We start from the raw sequence: 17841 nt of genomic DNA, 5'->3' as shown, positions 1-17841 counted from the left end.
GGGCCGAGTGTCCGCATTTTTTTTGTGTTGTTGCGTTCTATGAGAATGAAACGAGTGCTCAACATATTGAAACGATTCGTCATCGTGCTTTTGCTCACTGCCACAACTCAGGTTGGTGGACTCGTTTATTTGCTCTGGTTATCACTTCAGCGCTTTCTTCCACAAGGACATCACAAACTCCAACGATCACTGATTAAGGCAGGATCGTTTGTCATCCTATACTTTCTTTTCACCCTCGCCATCATTCCCCCGCTCGCTTCTGCTTTCGGGCGCGTTCCGTTGAGCATTACCAAGCACGGGGCAATTCGTCCAGCAAAGAATTACACTTGGATCTTGAATAGACACTATGTGAATAAGGAGATGCAAGAGCTACTATCATCGGTTGCTACTGATGAGCGTTTTGAACCCGGTTATCTCCTCTATCTAGACGCCTGTTTCCCTTTTATTGATGGCTTTCCTTTGCTACCACATCTGAGTCATAAAGACGGTAAAAAAGTAGATCTGGCCTTCTTCTACAAAGATCAAGAGGGCAAGCCTTTGCACAACTTCTCCCCTTCACTGATCGGTTATGGAGTCTTTGCTGACGGTAACGCGAATCCAACGGCTGATCGCTGCGAAGAAGCGGGCTATTGGCAGTATAATATCTTGGGTAAACTCATGTCTCCTTTTCCTAACGCTAGCGCGGAATTGGATACGCAAAACACCCGAAGACTACTTGAACTATTAAACCAGTCGTCAACAACATCGAAGATTTTCATCGAACCTTATCTAAAGAGTCGACTCTTACCTCAAGGAAATAAGATCAGGTTTCACGGATGCCACAGCGTTCGCCATGACGATCACATTCATCTAGAGATCCATTAGCGAAGGATGGTCACCGTTCCGCTTAATTCGAAACGCTCGCTTGTTGACAGTGAGTGAACCACCAATTGCCAGATGTACATATCATTCTGAGAAAAGTATCCTCCACCCTGGTAGTTACCGTTCCAAGGAACGGTCATATCCGTAGTTTCAAAGACTTTGTCTCCCCAACGGCTAAACACCTTTAGCTCGAAACGATCAGGATCGATATCGCTCCCTTCTACTAGGAAGATATCGTTCACTCCATCGTTGTTCGGTGTGAATGAATTAGGTACGTAGATGTTCAGTAGATCATTGATTACGATCCAACGTGTAATCTGATCTGTACATCCATTAGAATCTGTAATAGTCAGTGTCACCGGGTAGTTACCTCCAGTTGACATTGGGAATTGGAACACAGGGTCAGGAAGCGTTGATGTTCCTTGAACATTCAAGGTATCAAACACCCAGTACCAGTCTACTACGTCACCTACAGAGTAATCGTAGAATTCGATTTCTGTATCAGGCATCGTTGTTGGCTGTGGCTGTGCATGGTATCCAGCAGTCGGATTATCGTACACTGTGATGTAGTTCGGGTACACTGTAGAGTACACACACCCTGGCGCCGTTGTCAAAGTCAACGATACGTCGTAGAACCCTGGTAATTCAAACTGGTGCAATGGATCCGCCTCAGTTGAGAAGCTTCCATCTTCAAAATCCCACAATGCTGATTCGTAAGCAGTAGCGTCAATCAAGTTCGTGAACTGAATATCCGCTGGGAAACAACCAACGAGTGTATCTGCCGTGAAAGCTACGTTCAATGGCGTTTCAACTACCACGTCAAGACAAGCCTCTCCTGCAGGAGATTCACATCCGTCTGTAGCGAACACACAGTAAGTTCCTGTTTGGAACTGTTGAACACTAATCTCTTCACCGTTAGCTACGTCTACCCCATTGAACTGCCATACATAGTCGTATGGAGCTCCGAGACCACCTTGTGTATCATCGATTTGCAATGAAGCTTCTGTTCCACCACAAATTAATTCTGTTCCACTGATTTCAACTGTGATGCTATCACGCACCTCAACAGTTACCGAGATAGGATCTGAATCACAACCAGCATCGTCAGTAGCAAATACATTGTACGTAGTTGTCTCCAACGGCTCAGCAAACACAGTATTTCCCACTCCTAGGCCACCGTCCCATGTGTATTGCCATGAGTCATCGATATCCATGTCTGAAGTAGCAGAAAGGGTCGCCATTCCGTCAACACAAATCGTCGTGTCATTCGACAATTCGAACATCAATGGCGGTGGTGAATTGATGACAATGTCGTTGTCGTAGGTACATCCACCATCACTTACGCTAACGGCGTAGTTTCCAGGGAATAGATCTACGAATTCTGTCAGACCACCTTCTGAGTTGATCGTCTCTTGTAAGACTCCATCTTCATAGAATTCAATCGTCCAAGGACCTGTTCCTGAGTCCGGATCGATGTCTACCGAGATTACGGCGTCGTTTCCGAAACAGCTCGGGTCGAATGATTCAACATTGAATGCGAATGCTGGGAAGACGGTTACTTCGTCCGTAGAAGCACAATCAGGGTGTCCTGTTGGGAAGGTCGTCAACGTGTAAGTTGTTTCACCTGAAATACTCTCTACAAAAGGAGTTGGACTATTCGGATCTGAAAGTCCTTCTGTAGGAGACCATGAGTACTCGTACTGAGGCCCGCCTGCAGAACAGCCGACGTCGTAGTCCCATTCTGTTTGTGAACCTCCTGCACAGTCAACACTTCCGTCAGGTGTTACCTGAATGGTTAGACATCCTGTAGGGTTCGTTGCCACGAACTGCAATCCTGTGAGGTCTCCATAAATAGGACCTGCAAGAAGTGGCGCTCCAGTGTTATCTCCGTCATATACCCAGAACTCATCGAAGAAATTCTCGACTGATCCGGCATTGAAGGTGATGTCAATGAAAGTGATCCCATCCCCTGGGTTATCCGGACAGTAAGTGAATGAAGGCATTCCACCGTTCGAATAACAGTAAGTGTAGTTTCCTCCATCATTGTTACAAGACGATGATGGTTGTCCGTCAAGTCCACCTTGAAGTTGTGTCGCATCACCACAGAAAGTGATATCCGGACCCGCATCTGCTTGTCCCGCCAACTCAGCAGTCACAACGATCGTCGAATCGTGCGAACATCCGTGGTTGTTGGTAACGGTGTATGTGAATGGGTAATCCCCTTCCGCCAATGGCTGGAAACAAACAGAGTTCCCGTCGTCAGGCGCGGAAATGATGTCTAGATCTGCGTCGTCGTAGGTCCAGAATGAGCTATCACTTGCGAGTCCGATTTCTGGCGTAAACTCAGTCACGTCAGGGATAATGGCCGGATTGAAGTTCAATCCCCAGCTATTCAGCTCACCGTTGTCACCTCCCCAAAGGTCACAAATCTCTATTGACCAAATTCCGTTCAAATCACAACCAACCAATTGATCCATTGGCTCGAGTGAGTTGTAGTTGTCTTCTGGTAGTCCGCCTCCAAAACCAAGGTCTGTAGCTACCTGCGACCAAGTACCCGCTGTGGCATCAGCTGACCATGAGTAATCCCAGAATTCTGTATCTGGAACTCCTAGGTCTGTTCCATTTGAGCCTACGTCTGGGCCATCAGGCTGCTGCATTTGCTGGTGCATGATTACCGATTCCCCGGTAGGGCAAGTAACCGTCACAACCAAGTCAAACAACCAACTATGCTCGATAGAGATATCAATACTCATTAGGTCATTGATATTCGTGAGCGTCTGACCAGGAGCAAATCCTGTAACGTCGATTTCTGAAACGAAACACTCCCCTACGTTATCGAGGAGTTCAATGTTTTCCGCGTTAGCGTATGAAAGATCAGGACCACTCCAAGTGACCTCATAATCATTCGGGAAAGCCTCTAAGCAAAGCTGTTCTCCGAGACAAAGCGTAGTATCATTCGGGAATGGGTCCCAGCTAGGATAAGTTGCCACTAGAACTTGAAGGCTGATTCTGTTCGTTGAAGCACAACCGTTGTCATCTACTAGGTAAAGTTCAACGATGTACTCACCTGGCTCATCCCAAGAGTGAGATACGATAGGACCACTTGTGTCTGTTGTTCCGTCTGCGAAGTCCCATAGCCATTCTACGATTTCGAATCCATCAGCCGCTGCAGAAGCACTTCCATCGAAGTTGATGACATCTCCAACACAAATACGTCTGTTTTCAGGTGCGTCGTAGGTTGCTTCAGCAGTAGGTCGGTCACAAGGTGTTTCACATGTGATAGTACCACCAAAGTTTCCAGTGCCTGTTCCGTTCGATTGGAAAACGAAAGTCAAACAACCAGAGGTGTTCTGAGGAGTCGCTGTTACGAAGAGACCTTGCAGTGCCGTACCTGTGTATGATCCTAGTGTAGGTTCACCTGTGTTGTCACCATCAAAGATGGCCATGGAGTCCCAAGTATTCTCTGCACCAGATTGATCAAGGTCGAATGTGATGAAGTCAATGGTTACTACGTCTCCTTCTGTTTCAGGACAAATGGTACATGTAAAGTACTCACCATTGGAGTATCCCGGTCCTCCTTGTCCACCGCTGTCAAGGAAGGCTCCTCCACACGAGAAGAACTCTCCATTGGACATGACAACGTTCGTCTGCGCCTGAGAGGCTATGCCGACGAACGTGATAAGGGTGAAAGTCAGGATGTGAGCTAGATACTTTCTCATTCCTCTGAATTGAATTTATTCTGGACAGACGTTAACGGCAACACCGTAATGACGTAGTCAGTGTCTCCCACGCGGTACCAATGCGTATCGTTCATTGTTGTCTTGAAACGATACAGGCTCGGGTGGAATTCATCCGATAGAATAAGATCAACTGATAATGGGGCAATACCATCTTTCTTTGGAGCGATGGTGAGGGCGTTAGGATAACCTGAAAGATCTTTTCCTTCAGCCATTTGAACGAGATACCCGTGCTCATCTGCGAACACATAGTAATCGATCTTCTCTGGAGCATTTTCTGCTACAGTAGCGTAGTCTTCCTCTCCGAAAAGAGCAATCAACCAATCATGGTCTTGCTGTGCTGAAAGCCCAGCGGAACAAAACAATGCAGTAACAAGAAGTAAAATCTTTCCCATAAGTCAGCCTTTCTTAAGGTCAAAGGTGTTTTAAATATGACAATAAAATGCCCCTAAAGGTTGCCTCTATCGCATGATCAGTACATGACCGATCAACTCTTTGCGTTCAAGTGAGGTCAACGAACGTGTTTCTATGCGCCAAATGTACATTCCATCTGGCACGAAGTACTCTCCACCGTTGTATGATCCGTTCCAACCTTGTTCGAAATCAAAGGTCTCAAAAACCTTCTCTCCCCAACGGTCGAAGATCTGCAATTTGAAGTCGTCTTTATCTACATCAATTCCTTCGAATCGGAAGATGTCATTGATACCATCGAAATCAGGTGTAAATGCATTCGGAACGAACATTACGAATTCATCCACAACGAAAACCGAACGAGATACGCTATCCGCACATCCCCAGTTATTCTCAACATACAGCGTTACTGGGTATGTTCCAGCCACATCTGGAAATTCGTAGAAAGGATCCTCGTCGTATAGTGAATCCGTGTTGTTCATCACCCAGGTGTAAACATCGCTTCCCAGAGAGTAGTTCTCAAATTGGATTCCAGTATGTGGGAGAACCGCGGTCTGTGGCTCCATATTGAATCCGGCAATCGGCCAATTGAAGATGGTAATCATATCCTCAACTGTTGATTCGAAGAAACAACCGTCATTCGAAATCACGGTGTACGTGATATCGTAAGAACCCTGGGTGGTGTATGTGTGAGTTGAAGAGTGCGGGTTTGTAGAGATTCCGCCATCGCCAAAGTCCCAAACAGCTTCAAAAATATGCTCAGGGTTCTCAGCCAGCCCCTGGAAGTTTACTAATGTAGGTACACATCCACCGAGCGTATCTGCTTCAAATGAAGGATCAATCGGATCCGAAATAGCGATTTCGATACACTGTGTCACCGCTGGAGTTTCACATTGATCTGTGGTTGTACAGCACCAGTTCGCTGTGTACTCCGGATAAACGAAGGTTCCATCGGTAATGATTTCTCCACCTGCATCCCAAGTCCAAGTATGCACATACGGTTCCAAACCGCCCGTAGCGCTATCTACTCCAATGAAGATCGAATCACCCTCACAGATTGTATTCCCTGCGGTAATATCAAGCGTGATGGGATCGAGTACTTCTACGTTGACTTGAACTGTATCTGTGAAACAAGCTCCGCCGAAAGTGGCGTACACTGTGTACGACTCATCCAGTAGAGGATTCACTTGAATCTCTTGTCCAACAGCCCCGTTATTCCAGAAGTATTCCATATCTCCTGTGTCGAAGCTAGGTACTGCTGAAAGCGTGGCTACACCTGTGTAACAGATGGTTGTATCCGCCGGAGTAGGTGTCAAAGTAATCACCGGAGGTGTAGACATATTGACTTCCTCCTCATAGGTACACGTCTCATCACCAATGATGACGATGTAATCACTAGGGAGTAATCCATCAAATGTTGAGTCACCTCCTGTTGTCGTTAATGAATCTATGGCTTCTCCTGCTTCGTAGAGGTATACATCCCATGGTCCATCTCCTGTAGTCTCATCAATGAATACGTTGATTTCACCCGTAGGCTCAAAGCATACTGGTTGTACAAAGGTCACTTCATACGAGTAAGTCGGGAATACCGTCACAAGATCAGTAGATGCACAATCAGGGTGTCCTGTAGGGAACACTGTGAGTTCGTACGTCGTTGGTTCAAACACTTCATCAACCACAGGGTTTGAAATGTTCGGATCAGAAAGTCCCGTTGCCGGTTCCCAGATGTAATCATACTGTGGTCCACCGAGGTTACAACCCACGTCAAAGTTCCATTCCACTTGAGAACCACCTGCACAGTCAACACTTCCATCAGGAGTCACTTCGATTGTGATACATCCGGTCGGGTTTGTTGCGATGAACTGCAGTCCTGAAAGATCTCCGTAAATCGGACCTGCTAGAAGCGGAGCTCCTGTATTGTCTCCATCATACACCCAGAATTCATCGAAGAAGTTCTCGACCGTTCCAGCATTGAAGGTGATGTCCATGAAAGCGATGCCATCTCCTGGGTTGTCTGGGCAGTAAGTAAATGATTGTGGTGCTCCGTTGGTGTAACAGTAAGTGTAGTTACCTGCGTCTGCAGAACATTCAGGCGTCGGTAGTCCGTCGAGTCCACCGCTCATGGTCGTGCCTTCACCACACCAAGAAAAGTCTTCACCCGCATCTGCAAGCAAAGCTTGATATGCTGAAACCGTAATGACACTGTCTGTCTGACAACCGTGGTTGTTAATGACGGTAAAGGTAATCGGCCAATCTCCTTCCTGAAGCGGAGTCAGGCATAACGAGTTTCCTTCTGGATCTTCATTGAAGAGATCTAACCCTGTGGCGTCAAGGCTCCAGAATGAACTATCAGAACCGGCTCCAATATCAGGAGTGAACTCAGTGACTTCAGGGATAATCGCAGGATTAAAGTTCAATCCCCATTCGTTCAACTCTCCGTTGTCACCTCCCCAGAGGTCACAAATTTCGATAGACCATGTACCGTTCAAGTCACAACCTACCAATTGGTCAAGGTTCTCGAGAGCATTGTAATCTCCTTCTGGGAGCGCTTCACCTCCTGCGAGATCAGTAGCAACTTGAGACCAAGTACCTTGAGTAGCATCTGGAGTCCAGCTGTAATCCCAGAATTCTGTATCCGGAACACCGAGGTCAGAACCATTGGAAGCCACGTCATCTCCAATTGGTTGTTCCATTTGCTGGTGAAGGACCACCGTCTGCCCTGTCGGACATTCAATAGAAATAACGAGGTCAAACAACCAGCTGTGCTCAATGGAAACGTCAATTCCAAAGAGGTCATTCACGTTGGTCAATGTTTGTCCTGGAGAAAAACCTCCTACTTCAATTTCTGAAACGAAACACTCACCAACATTATCTTCAAGCACGGTATTGTCAGAGTTGCTGTATGACTCTTCTGGTCCACTCCAGGTCAACTCGTAATCATTCGGGAAAGCTTCCAAACAAAGGTCCTCTCCTAAACATAGCGTAGTGTCATTTGGGAATGGTGACCATGAAGGTGGTGTAGCAACCAATAGCTGAAGACTCACGCGATTGGTAGATGCACACCCATTATCGTCTATCAGGAAGAGCTCAACAACGTATTCTCCGGGTTCATCCCAAGAATGTGACACAATCGGACCGCTATCGTCTGTAGTACCATCAGCGAAGTCCCAGAGATATTCTACGATTTCAAATCCAGGAGCGGCAAAAGAGCCTGAACCATCAAAGTTGATGACATCGCCAATACAGATTCGCTTTGTCTCAGGAGCGTCGTATGTTGCTTCAGCAGTTGGGCGATCACATGGAGTACCACAAGTAATGGTTCCACCGAAGTTTCCTGTTCCTACTCCGTTTGATTGGAATACGAAGGTCAAACACCCGGAGGTGTTTTGTGAGGTTGCTGTTACGAATAACCCTTCAAGGTCATCTCCTGTATAAACACCGAGGGATGCTTCGGTTACATTGTCACCATCGAAGATGGCCATGTAATCCCAAGAGCTTTGAACACCGCTTTGATCAAGTTGGAATGTGATGAAGTCAACCGTAATGACATCCCCTTCGTTTTCAGGGCAAATGGTTGTGGTGAAATACTCGTTGTTCTGATAACCGGGACCACCTTGACCTCCACTATCTAGAAATGCTCCAGCACAAGAGAAGAATGTACCATTGTCCATAACTACATTCACCTGTGCGAACGCTCCGATTGATAAGGTCATTGCTAACAATCCTAAGCATCCGATTAATATTCTCCTCATAGGTTCCATGGGTTCAGCCGCAAAAATACGAAATGACCTTGGGGAGAAGTTCACAAATGGGCACGAAGCGTCAACAATTCGCGTTGAAAAGCGCCCTATTTCAATGTGTGAATTGGAATTCTAACGCATGATGGTCACGTGACCTGAGAACTTCCTGAGTTCTGCTGTGTAGGCATCTTTGACTGAAAGCACCCAAGTGTACACACCGTCTTGGACGTAGTATTGCCCGTTATTGAAAGAGCCATTCCATCCTTGCTGTTCGTCCTCTGATCGGAAGATGAGCTCTCCCCAGCGGTTAAACACGCTAAACTCGAATTCACTTGGATCATGACCAAGAACCGATGGCAGGAACACTTCATTAATACCGTCGTTATCAGGGGTAAAGGCATTCGGAACGTATACGAGTAATTCGCCTCCAAGATAGACCTCACGACACAACGTATCAGGACAACCGTATTGGTTTTCAGCTACTAAGCAGATGTCATAAGATTGATCTGCAATTGCAGGAAGGCTGAGTATTGGTGACTCTTCTGTCGAGGTTCCCAAGGCATCAAATTGCCACTCAAATTGAGTTGCGTCGATACTGGTGTTCACGAATTCAACTTCAGTTGATAAAATGCCCAGCTGATCGTTGGCGAAGTACCAGCTACTTTCTGGATAACCATATACATTGATCACGTTGTCATTTGTGAATGAATTCAGGCATCCTTCTTGCGATTCTGCGAATAAGGTGACATCATATTCCCCATCATTCACCATAACAAGTGAGTTCACCTCTTCGTCATAAATCACTCCATCCACTTCGTACCAGTAGTCATTGCCATCGGCTTCAGGTAAATACAACTGCACTACTACCGGACCACATCCATTCTGGTCTTCCAAATCGAAGATCGGCTCTGGTAAAGGGTTTACAATCACATTCAAGACAGCTTCTGTTGCGCACCCATCAAGCGATGTACCTGTGACGATGATCGACTCATTGAGGTAAAGCAGCCCTGTGTAGGTGTCATCTGTTGACTGAACTTGGTTGTTCAAGGAGGTCCATTCATAAGAGTTAGCCCCTGCAACATTCCATGTCCCCTCGTCACCAGCACAAAGGATTTGATCACCCAGAAGATTTAATTCTGGAGAAGGATGAACCGTCACTATCAATTCGTCTTGCACCTCACATACACCGTTGTCTACACTGACAAAGAACTGATATGTCTCGGTGCTTTGTACTTCCGGCACAATGAATAATGGCGATTCCGCGCTAGCGTCATTCAAAAGATCTTCATTGGTCCAATCAAACTCGCAATTGTCGCAAGTGCCTGCTCCTAAGAAGACGTTGTCGTCACCTTCACATACTGTCAAATCTGGGCCTGCCGTGAAAGCAAAGCCTTCTTGAATATCAAGGACAATTTGAGCGCTATCTGCAGGACACGGACCAATGCCAGGAACTACGTAAGTGTAAACTCCATCAGAAGAATTTGACGGGTCGATGATGGTGCTTCCTAATCCTTCGCCATTGTACTCCCAGTACCCTAAATCAACATCATTTTGAAGCTGATCGTCTAGGGTAAATTCCGGAGATGTAGAGCAAATTGCAATTTCAGCTCCTTCACCAGCATTTAGGGGTTCAACCAAGACAAGATCAAAGGTAAATACAGAAGGTTCGCAGCCTTGAGGATTGTCAACTGTGTAGAGGTATACTCCTGAGCTTAATTCATTTCCATCTACAAGCTGAGGCACGTTTTGTCCGTCTTGACTCCAAGCACCATTATCCGGAATATTCTCTGGAAGAACGTCATTCAAATCATACTGCTGACCGATGGTACAGTCTTCGAAGGTGTCGAAGCCATTCTCAAATGCAGGATCAGATATCGTCACATTCAAAATAGCCTGGTCGTCAGGACACGAGTTTTCACTGTAAGAAATCAGCGTGTACTGTCCTGGCAAATCAATCGCAGGGTCAACTACGTTATTGGTCGGATTACCCATGGGGTCGATCCACTCGGAAGTGAAGCTTTGATCAGGAGACATTAGAACGGCAATGTCAACTGCTAATGCGTTCGAACAGGTGAAAAGGTCATTGTCAGGACCAGCATTGGGCAACTCATCCACAACAATTTCAAATGACGCTGCATCGTCAGGACAAAGAACACCAGCTACCGTGTATAGAGGTTCGTAGGTTTGTCCACCTTCAACAACGAGGCTTCCATTCACTGGCTGACCTCCGATTGTCCACTCCCCTGTTGCCTGAGCGTCTGCTGACAATAATCCGTCGAGATCCACTGGACTTCCATTTTCACAGAAAGACATCGTTTGCCCTGTTCCTGCGATCGGGAGTTGTTCCACTGTGAAGGAAACAGTTGAACTCTCTGGCTGACATCCAACGGCGTTCACGGTGTACGTATAGATTCCTTCTAATGCAGTTGCTGGGTCTACCATTCCATCAGAAGGGGCATTTGAGGGGTCTGTCCAATTACCAGTTGCCGTAGGTGTTCCTCCAATGGAGTTGAACAAGTCAGCAACTCCGTTATTGACACAAACAGCCAAGTTCCCATCTTCTCCGGCATCAATACCCTGTGTATACGTTACCGTAAGGAAAGACTCTTGAATCGGACAAGGGGTTAGACCTTGCACTACGTAGTTGTAGACTCCCTCATCGAGCACAGCCGGATCATAAATGGGTCCGACGGGGTCATTATTTTCATCATACCATGCCCCTCCCGCGTCAGGAGTTCCATTCAACTGGTCAGTCATATCAAATGGCGTGGCATTCGGGCAAACAGCTAATTCTGTGTCAATACCCGGATCAGGAAGCGCATTTTCAATCACAAAGAGTGTCGAGAATACTGGAGGACATCCCGCCACCGTGTCGATCATATAGGTGAATAGGCCTGTCACATCAACATCTGGGTCATAAAATCCGTCGAAGGCATTCTGGTTACTGTCAAACCACGTGCCCCCAAGATCAGGAGCTCCAGCGAGCACCTCTGTGAGGAAGAATTCGTCGTAGGTCTCACAAATCAGATAGGTTGCTGACAAACCTGCATTTGCATTCTGAATCAACGTAATGTCGATACCCGAGGTAACGGTGCATGCTCCTGCATTGATGACATACTGGTAGAACCCAGGAATATCATTTGCTGAATCAAAGGTTCCTGAGTGCGGTTGTCCTAGTGGATCGAACCAATCCCCTCCTGCTTGCGGTGTTCCAAGCAATGCCGCGAACAAGTCGTAGTTTCCAGTTTCTGAGCAGTAAGAAACCGCGTCTGGTTGACCAGCATCTGCTCCAGGTACAGCAATGGAGAACCATTCTATGGCGGAGTCAGTGCCATTCGTGTATTGCACTTGATATACTCCAGGACAAAGATTGAAGACTGAAGAGTTTCCAAAATTGTTTTGGTCGAGCCCTAGGAGAACACCCAGTGCATTGTACCATTCGTAGGTTACTTCTCCTGCGAAGTTGGTAGAAACGGTTGCCGAGCCGTTACATGAGACACAGTCAGTACTGGGTATGGGGTCTATGGTCGCCCACATGGTGGAAGGCAACAGCACAAGACAAATCCATAGCAGCCTGATCGCAGCGTATCGGAAATGCTTCCTAAATACGAGGAATCCCAAGGGCATTGGCAAAGGTTATTAACAATTGTGCAAAACTACGAAAAAAGGCTCTAACCGCTAGGTTAAAGCCTTCTCTCAACATGATTATTTACAATTTTGGTTAAGGCGTAATTGTAATTGTACCACTGTAATATTTCTCACCATTCAGGTCTTTCACGATCGCTACCCAGCTGTAGGCCTTGCCTTTCTGAGCAGTAGATCCGTCTGGAAGCTGACCTTTCCATGGGTTGTCTGCGTCTGTTGTATGGAACACAACCTCATCACCACTGTAGATTTTGAGATCGAAGTTCATGTCGTCATCCATAAAGGCGCGAGGCATGAAGCTATCGAAAACTCCATCTCCATCTGGAGAGAATTGTGAAGGAGCCATCAATGCGTAATCGGCATTAACAGAGATTGTACGTGCTTTTGTATCTGAACAACCGAATTCGTTGCTCACTACAAGTTCAATTACGTGAACTCCTTTCTTGTTGATTGCTTCTGTAGGATTGATATCCGTAGAGATCTGATCAACGATTACCCACTCTGAATCTTGCGCTCTAGCTGAGCGGTTGTTGAAGCGAACTGTTGGTGTTCCAGACGTTGAGTCAACGAATGACCAATCGAAGTCTGCTTCAGGAGTTGGGTTAATAACGATGAGGTTATCCATCGTTTTTGTGCGGATGACACCGTCATCGTTGCTAGTTACAGACAATGTAATGTCGTAGGTACCAGCCTTCAGATATGTGTGCGTTGGATTTGGTTGGTTCGAGAAGTTACCATCACCAAAGTTCCATAGGTAGTTACCGTCTTCGCTTTCAAGCGAAATATTGAATTCAACAGTAGTACCAACACATCCTTTACGCGTACTAATAGAGATTGGAATTGCTGGCTTATCTCCTTCAGCAGGAATTCCAACAAGTTCCTCTTCAGCGGTATCAATTACGTCTGCCGATACTAAAGATTCGGTCTCTTCAGTAGATGTTGGTTGAGTAGTGTTTGAAGTCGTATTGTTCACGGCGAGCTGCGTGCCACGGCTATCATTTGCATTCGCCGCTTCTTCAGACGCGAGGACTGCGTCTTCGAATGAGATCATATCTCCGCTGTTGTCAGCAACAGCTAGTAGGTATTGTTCCGTTTTTGAGCGGATACCTTCGTATGTGTCTTTATTGATAACGAGATCTGTAGGATTCGCTGCTTGCGCCATCGTACCGTTGTCAGAGCTGAGGAAATACCAAGAGGTAGCGCCAACGGTTAACAGACCTGCAAAGATCGCAGCAATCGTCCAAGGATTGGTCCAAGCTGATCCGCCTGGAATTTGTCCTTTTAGTTCTTCCCAACTGGCCTCGTTGAAAGGCACTTCGTAATCTTTGAGCACGTTCCTCATGCTATGCTCAAAGGCATCAAACTTATCCGTCATCGCGATTCCTGAAATCGTTAGTTAATATCCGTTTCAAATTTCTTTTCGCTTTCGCATAGTTGGATTTAGAGGTTCCGACACTAATTCCAAGTCGCTCTGCGATCTCCACGTGTGTAAGGTTCTCAAACACGTAAAGGTTAAAGATGGTACGGTACGCCGGGGTCAACTGCTGCATGGCTTCCACCACATCTGAAGCTGTGAATTCAAATTCCGCTTCTTCATCATCATCTTCAGCGACGTCAGTATAATCTTCAATCGACTGATCTTCCCCAAGTAACACGAAGTCTGTTCTCTTCTTTCGGAAAGTATCAATGGCAGTATTCACCATAATTCTTCGCACCCAGCCTTCAAACGAGCCTTCGAAACCGTATTTTCCAATGTTTGCGAATACTTTAAGAAAGCCTTCCTGCAAAATATCATGTGCCTGGTCAACGTTCTTAGTATACCGCATACAAACGGCCATCATTGTCCCGTACAATCTACGATAGATGCCCTCCTGAGACTTTCTGCTCCCACGAACACATCCTAAGATTAGCTCCCGAAGTTCATCATCTATCATGAACGAGACGTTGATTAGACGAGGACAAACCACAACGGTTGCCTCTTATCTGGCTAACGAAATAAGGAAATTTTAAGAAAATAGAAACACCTAATATGTATGTCTTTGACAGACAGCTGTTTAGGCGACAGCGCGAAGCAAAGTTTTCTGTAAAAAGGTGTCAATGTCGTTTTTACTAACGAAATCTTGCACGCTTTGGTATGTGAGTGCGCGCTCTTTATCCTCGGGTCTTAAAGAACTGCTCAACATAAAGAGCTTACTTCCCGGATGGGTGATCATGAAGCGTTGTTCGAAGGCTTCAATAAATTCGAATCCGTTTTGAACGGGCATGTTGAGATCAACATAGATTACTTCTGGGAAGCAAATCAATGGATCATTCAGTTTCTCCAGCGCCTCTTGCACGGACTCGGATACATGCACTTCAATTCGCTCATCAGCTAGTTTAATAAACTCGCTCATAATGAAGTTACAGCTCGGATTGTCGTCGATCAAGAGTACAGAATTGACATAGTTCATTGTTCTAAAGTGAAGGTATTGGCTTACCCAAGTTAGGTCAACACCTTTTCCGTCATTGTAGGGCATCTATCTGTCCCGGATGTAAGAATCATCCTACACATCGTTTTTCGGTGTAGTTGTGGTAATTTTGCATTGTGAAAAGAGTTGTAGTTGGTTTATCAGGAGGCGTTGATTCAAGCGTCGCCGCACACCTTTTACTAGAAGAAGGATACGAAGTGATTGGACTGTTCATGCGTAACTGGCATGATGAATCAGTGACTATCAACAATGAGTGTCCATGGATCGATGATTCGAACGATGCTATGCTCGTGGCCGAACACCTTGGGATTCCATTCCAGGTGCTTGACCTTTCAGACGAGTATCGTGAGCGAATTGTTGACTATATGTTTGCTGAGTACGAAGCTGGTCGCACGCCGAATCCCGATGTACTATGTAACCGCGAAATCAAATTCGACATCTTCCTCGATGCTGCGATGAAATTGGGAGCTGACTTTGTTGCCACAGGACACTACTGTCAGAAAGCCACTCAAGTAGTGGATGGAAAGGAAGTTCACTCGTTGATCGCTGGGGCAGACAATAATAAGGACCAGAGTTACTTCCTGTGTCAATTGACGCAAGAACAGCTTTCCAAAGCCCTCTTCCCTATCGGACATTTGGTGAAGCCTAAGGTGCGCGAGATCGCTACCGAAATCGGACTTCCCACTGCAGATAAAAAAGACTCACAAGGACTTTGCTTCATCGGGAAGGTGAAGTTGCCTGTTTTCTTGCAGCAACAACTCAAATCGAAAAAAGGAAGAATCATTGAGATCACTCCGGAACACGAAGTTTTTCAGCAATTGGTATTAACTGAAGAAGGCGAAAGCCGTTCCGCCGGAGGCGACATCAATTACCAAGCCTTCAAACTTGAACCTTCAATGGGTGAAGTTGTGGGGGAACATATTGGTGCACATTTCTTCACTGTAGGGCAACGTAAGGGCCTTCACGTTGGTGGTAAAGCTGAACCTCTGTTTGTGATTGGAACGGATGTCAAAGAGAATGTGGTTTACGTTGGCCAAGGTGATGATCACCCTGGCCTATATCGCCGTGGTCTCTACATTCCTCACCATGAAGTTCATTGGATTCGAGAGGATCTAAAGATGACCTTGGGTGAATCACGTTCTTATCTAGGACGCATTCGTTACCGTCAACCTTTGCAGCCTTGTACCTTATTCTGGGAAGAGAATCACTTACGCGTTGTTTTTGATGACGCTCAACGCGGAATTGCAGCAGGTCAGTTCTTTGCTTGGTACGATGGAGAGGAGCTCATTGGCTCTGCTGTGATGTAATTTCTTTCAGCCTAACAGCGGAATCTTAATCTATCCGATCGGCGATTAGGTAGGCATTGCGATTCGGCGCATTGCGCGAAATCAACTCTGCTAAGAAACCAGCGAGGAACAACTGTGTTCCAATCACCATTGCAATCAGGGCAATGTAGAAACCAGAAATCTCTGTGATGTTCTTGGCTTCAATGTCATTGGCTAGTGCCCACAACTTCTCACCTCCAATGAAAACGAATAGAATGAAACCGAAGACGAACATCAAGGTTCCTAAGCTTCCGAAGAAGTGCATCGGTTTCTTCGCGAAGCGAGAAATGAATGTAATCGTAAGTAGATCAAGGAATCCGTTCATGAATCGTTCCAATCCGAACTTCGATTTACCGAATTGACGCGCACGGTGTTCTACCACCTTCTCGCCTATGTTCCCAAAGCCATTCCGTTTAGCAATTACCGGAATGTAGCGGTGCATTTCACCATAGACTTCAATGTTCTTTACCACATTGGCGCGGTATGCTTTGAGTCCGCAGTTAAAATCATGGAGGTAGATACCAGACATCTTCCGCGTAGCCCAGTTATATAGTTTGGTTGGGATCGTCTTGGAGATTGGATCGTGACGCTTTTTCTTCCAGCCACTTACCAAATCATAGCCTTCATCCATAATCATAGAACGCAGCTCAGGAATCTCATCCGGGGAGTCTTGCAAATCAGCGTCCATGGTGATCACCACCTTGCCTCGCACAATCTTGAACCCTTCATTCAAGGCAGCGCTTTTTCCATAGTTTCGCATGAAGCGAATTCCACGCACACCCTGTTCGTCTTGACTTCGAAGTTCTTGAATGACTTTCCATGAATCATCCGTACTTCCGTCGTCAACGAAGACTACCTCATAAGATAATCCCTGCGCCAGCATTACCTTCTTTATCCAGGCATGCAGCTCGCGCAGGGATTCTTCTTCATTTAAAAGAGGTACAATAATGGAAACCTCTGGTTGTGTCATAGTAAAGCGTTACTCGAACGCGAAAATACATTAAACCACTGGATCAGCTTCAGGTGGATTACGCTTAACGATCAGTCCGACGATCAATCCAATGAATCCCCAGAAGAATGCAGAGGTGATGAGGTTGCTAAACATTCCCACTACCGAGAAGCCTTTTTCAATATCCTCACCTGCTTGTGCCATTGCTTCTTGCATTGCCTCTTCTGGCATTCCGAATTTCGACATCATTTCAGCTGTATTTTGCATGGCCTCTTCCATCAAGTACGCTGGAAGCTCTGGGTCAATCACATGGAAGAGCATAATATTGAACAAAACACCCAACAGTGACATGACCATACCACAGACAAAAGCGTTCAGAAATGCTTTACCAAAAGGCATGTATCCTCCCGCGTTCTTGCGTGCGGCAATGGTTCCTAGAACAACGAATACAATCTGGACAGGGATAAAGAGCATCATTATCCAGAAGCTCGCAAGCAAGGCTGGGTTAACGATGTACATAACAAGTGTGGCTGCGATAGAGACTAATCCTCCAATCACTCCGTAGGTAATAGCTTTCTGATTCATAATGTTGGATTTCAGTTGCGGTGAAATTAAGTTAAAGTTTACCAAATCAGGACATTTTGGGACGAGCGAACAAAAAAGAGGGCTCATCGGAAAAAAGTGCTGGTGTAGGTCGAGAAAAAC

The 17841-nt window shown here is 46.1% G+C and carries 11 protein-coding genes; 2 read left to right on the top strand and 9 right to left on the bottom strand.

Annotated features, from left to right (window positions below):
- Positions 1–45: 45 nt before the first annotated feature.
- The gene (locus RA156_RS05315; RefSeq protein WP_306643468.1) at positions 46–864 is read left to right on the top strand and encodes a hypothetical protein; all 819 of its coding nucleotides are present in this window, start codon (positions 46–48) and stop codon (positions 862–864) included.
- Here RA156_RS05315 and RA156_RS05310 read toward each other — a convergent pair.
- The 7 genes from RA156_RS05310 to RA156_RS05280 form a co-directional block, all read right to left on the bottom strand.
- Positions 861–4580, bottom strand: a complete 3720-nt coding sequence (locus RA156_RS05310) for a PKD domain-containing protein (protein WP_306643466.1) — start codon at positions 4578–4580, stop codon at positions 861–863. The genes RA156_RS05315 and RA156_RS05310 overlap by 4 nt on opposite strands.
- Entirely contained in the window at positions 4577–4993 is a 417-nt protein-coding gene (locus RA156_RS05305) for a hypothetical protein (protein WP_306643464.1), read from the bottom strand. The genes RA156_RS05310 and RA156_RS05305 overlap by 4 nt, the downstream gene beginning before the upstream one ends.
- Positions 4994–5059: 66 nt before the next feature.
- A complete protein-coding gene (locus tag RA156_RS05300; protein WP_306643462.1) occupies positions 5060–8761 on the bottom strand; it encodes a PKD domain-containing protein in 3702 nt (1233 codons plus the stop codon).
- 120 nt (positions 8762–8881) lie between these two features.
- Positions 8882–12376, bottom strand: coding sequence for a T9SS type B sorting domain-containing protein (locus tag RA156_RS05295; RefSeq protein ID WP_306643460.1), 3495 nt, complete (start codon positions 12374–12376; stop codon positions 8882–8884).
- Positions 12377–12470: 94 nt separating this feature from the next.
- A complete protein-coding gene (locus RA156_RS05290; protein ID WP_306643458.1) occupies positions 12471–13736 on the bottom strand; it encodes a PKD domain-containing protein in 1266 nt (421 codons plus the stop codon).
- Positions 13737–13758: 22 nt separating this feature from the next.
- Positions 13759–14220 (bottom strand): RNA polymerase sigma factor, encoded by a 462-nt coding sequence (locus tag RA156_RS05285; RefSeq protein WP_306643456.1) that lies wholly within the window; start codon positions 14218–14220, stop codon positions 13759–13761.
- A gap of 228 nt (positions 14221–14448) precedes the next feature.
- Positions 14449–14844 carry a response regulator gene (locus tag RA156_RS05280; RefSeq protein ID WP_306643454.1) on the bottom strand — a complete coding sequence of 132 codons (396 nt, stop codon included), beginning with the start codon at positions 14842–14844 and terminating at the stop codon, positions 14449–14451.
- A gap of 134 nt (positions 14845–14978) precedes the next feature.
- On the opposite strand from RA156_RS05280, the gene mnmA reads away from it, so the two are divergent.
- Positions 14979–16169: a tRNA 2-thiouridine(34) synthase MnmA gene (gene mnmA, locus RA156_RS05275; RefSeq protein ID WP_306643452.1), complete on the top strand. Its 1191-nt coding sequence runs from the start codon at positions 14979–14981 to the stop codon at positions 16167–16169.
- Between the two features lie 25 nt (positions 16170–16194).
- On the opposite strand, the gene RA156_RS05270 is transcribed toward mnmA, so the two are convergent.
- Both RA156_RS05270 and RA156_RS05265 read right to left on the bottom strand, forming a co-directional pair.
- Positions 16195–17157, bottom strand: a complete 963-nt coding sequence (locus RA156_RS05270; RefSeq protein WP_306643450.1) for a glycosyltransferase family 2 protein — start codon at positions 17155–17157, stop codon at positions 16195–16197.
- Between the two features lie 30 nt (positions 17158–17187).
- On the bottom strand, positions 17188–17721 hold the full coding sequence (locus RA156_RS05265; protein WP_306643448.1) for a DUF4199 domain-containing protein: 534 nt from the start codon (positions 17719–17721) through the stop codon (positions 17188–17190).
- Positions 17722–17841: the final 120 nt, after the last annotated feature.

Source organism: Sanyastnella coralliicola (assembly GCF_030845195.1).
Lineage (GTDB): Bacteria > Bacteroidota > Bacteroidia > Flavobacteriales_D > Sanyastnellaceae > Sanyastnella > Sanyastnella coralliicola.
Note: the sequence above shows the minus strand (reverse complement) of the source record. Positions and strands in the feature narration are given on the sequence as shown.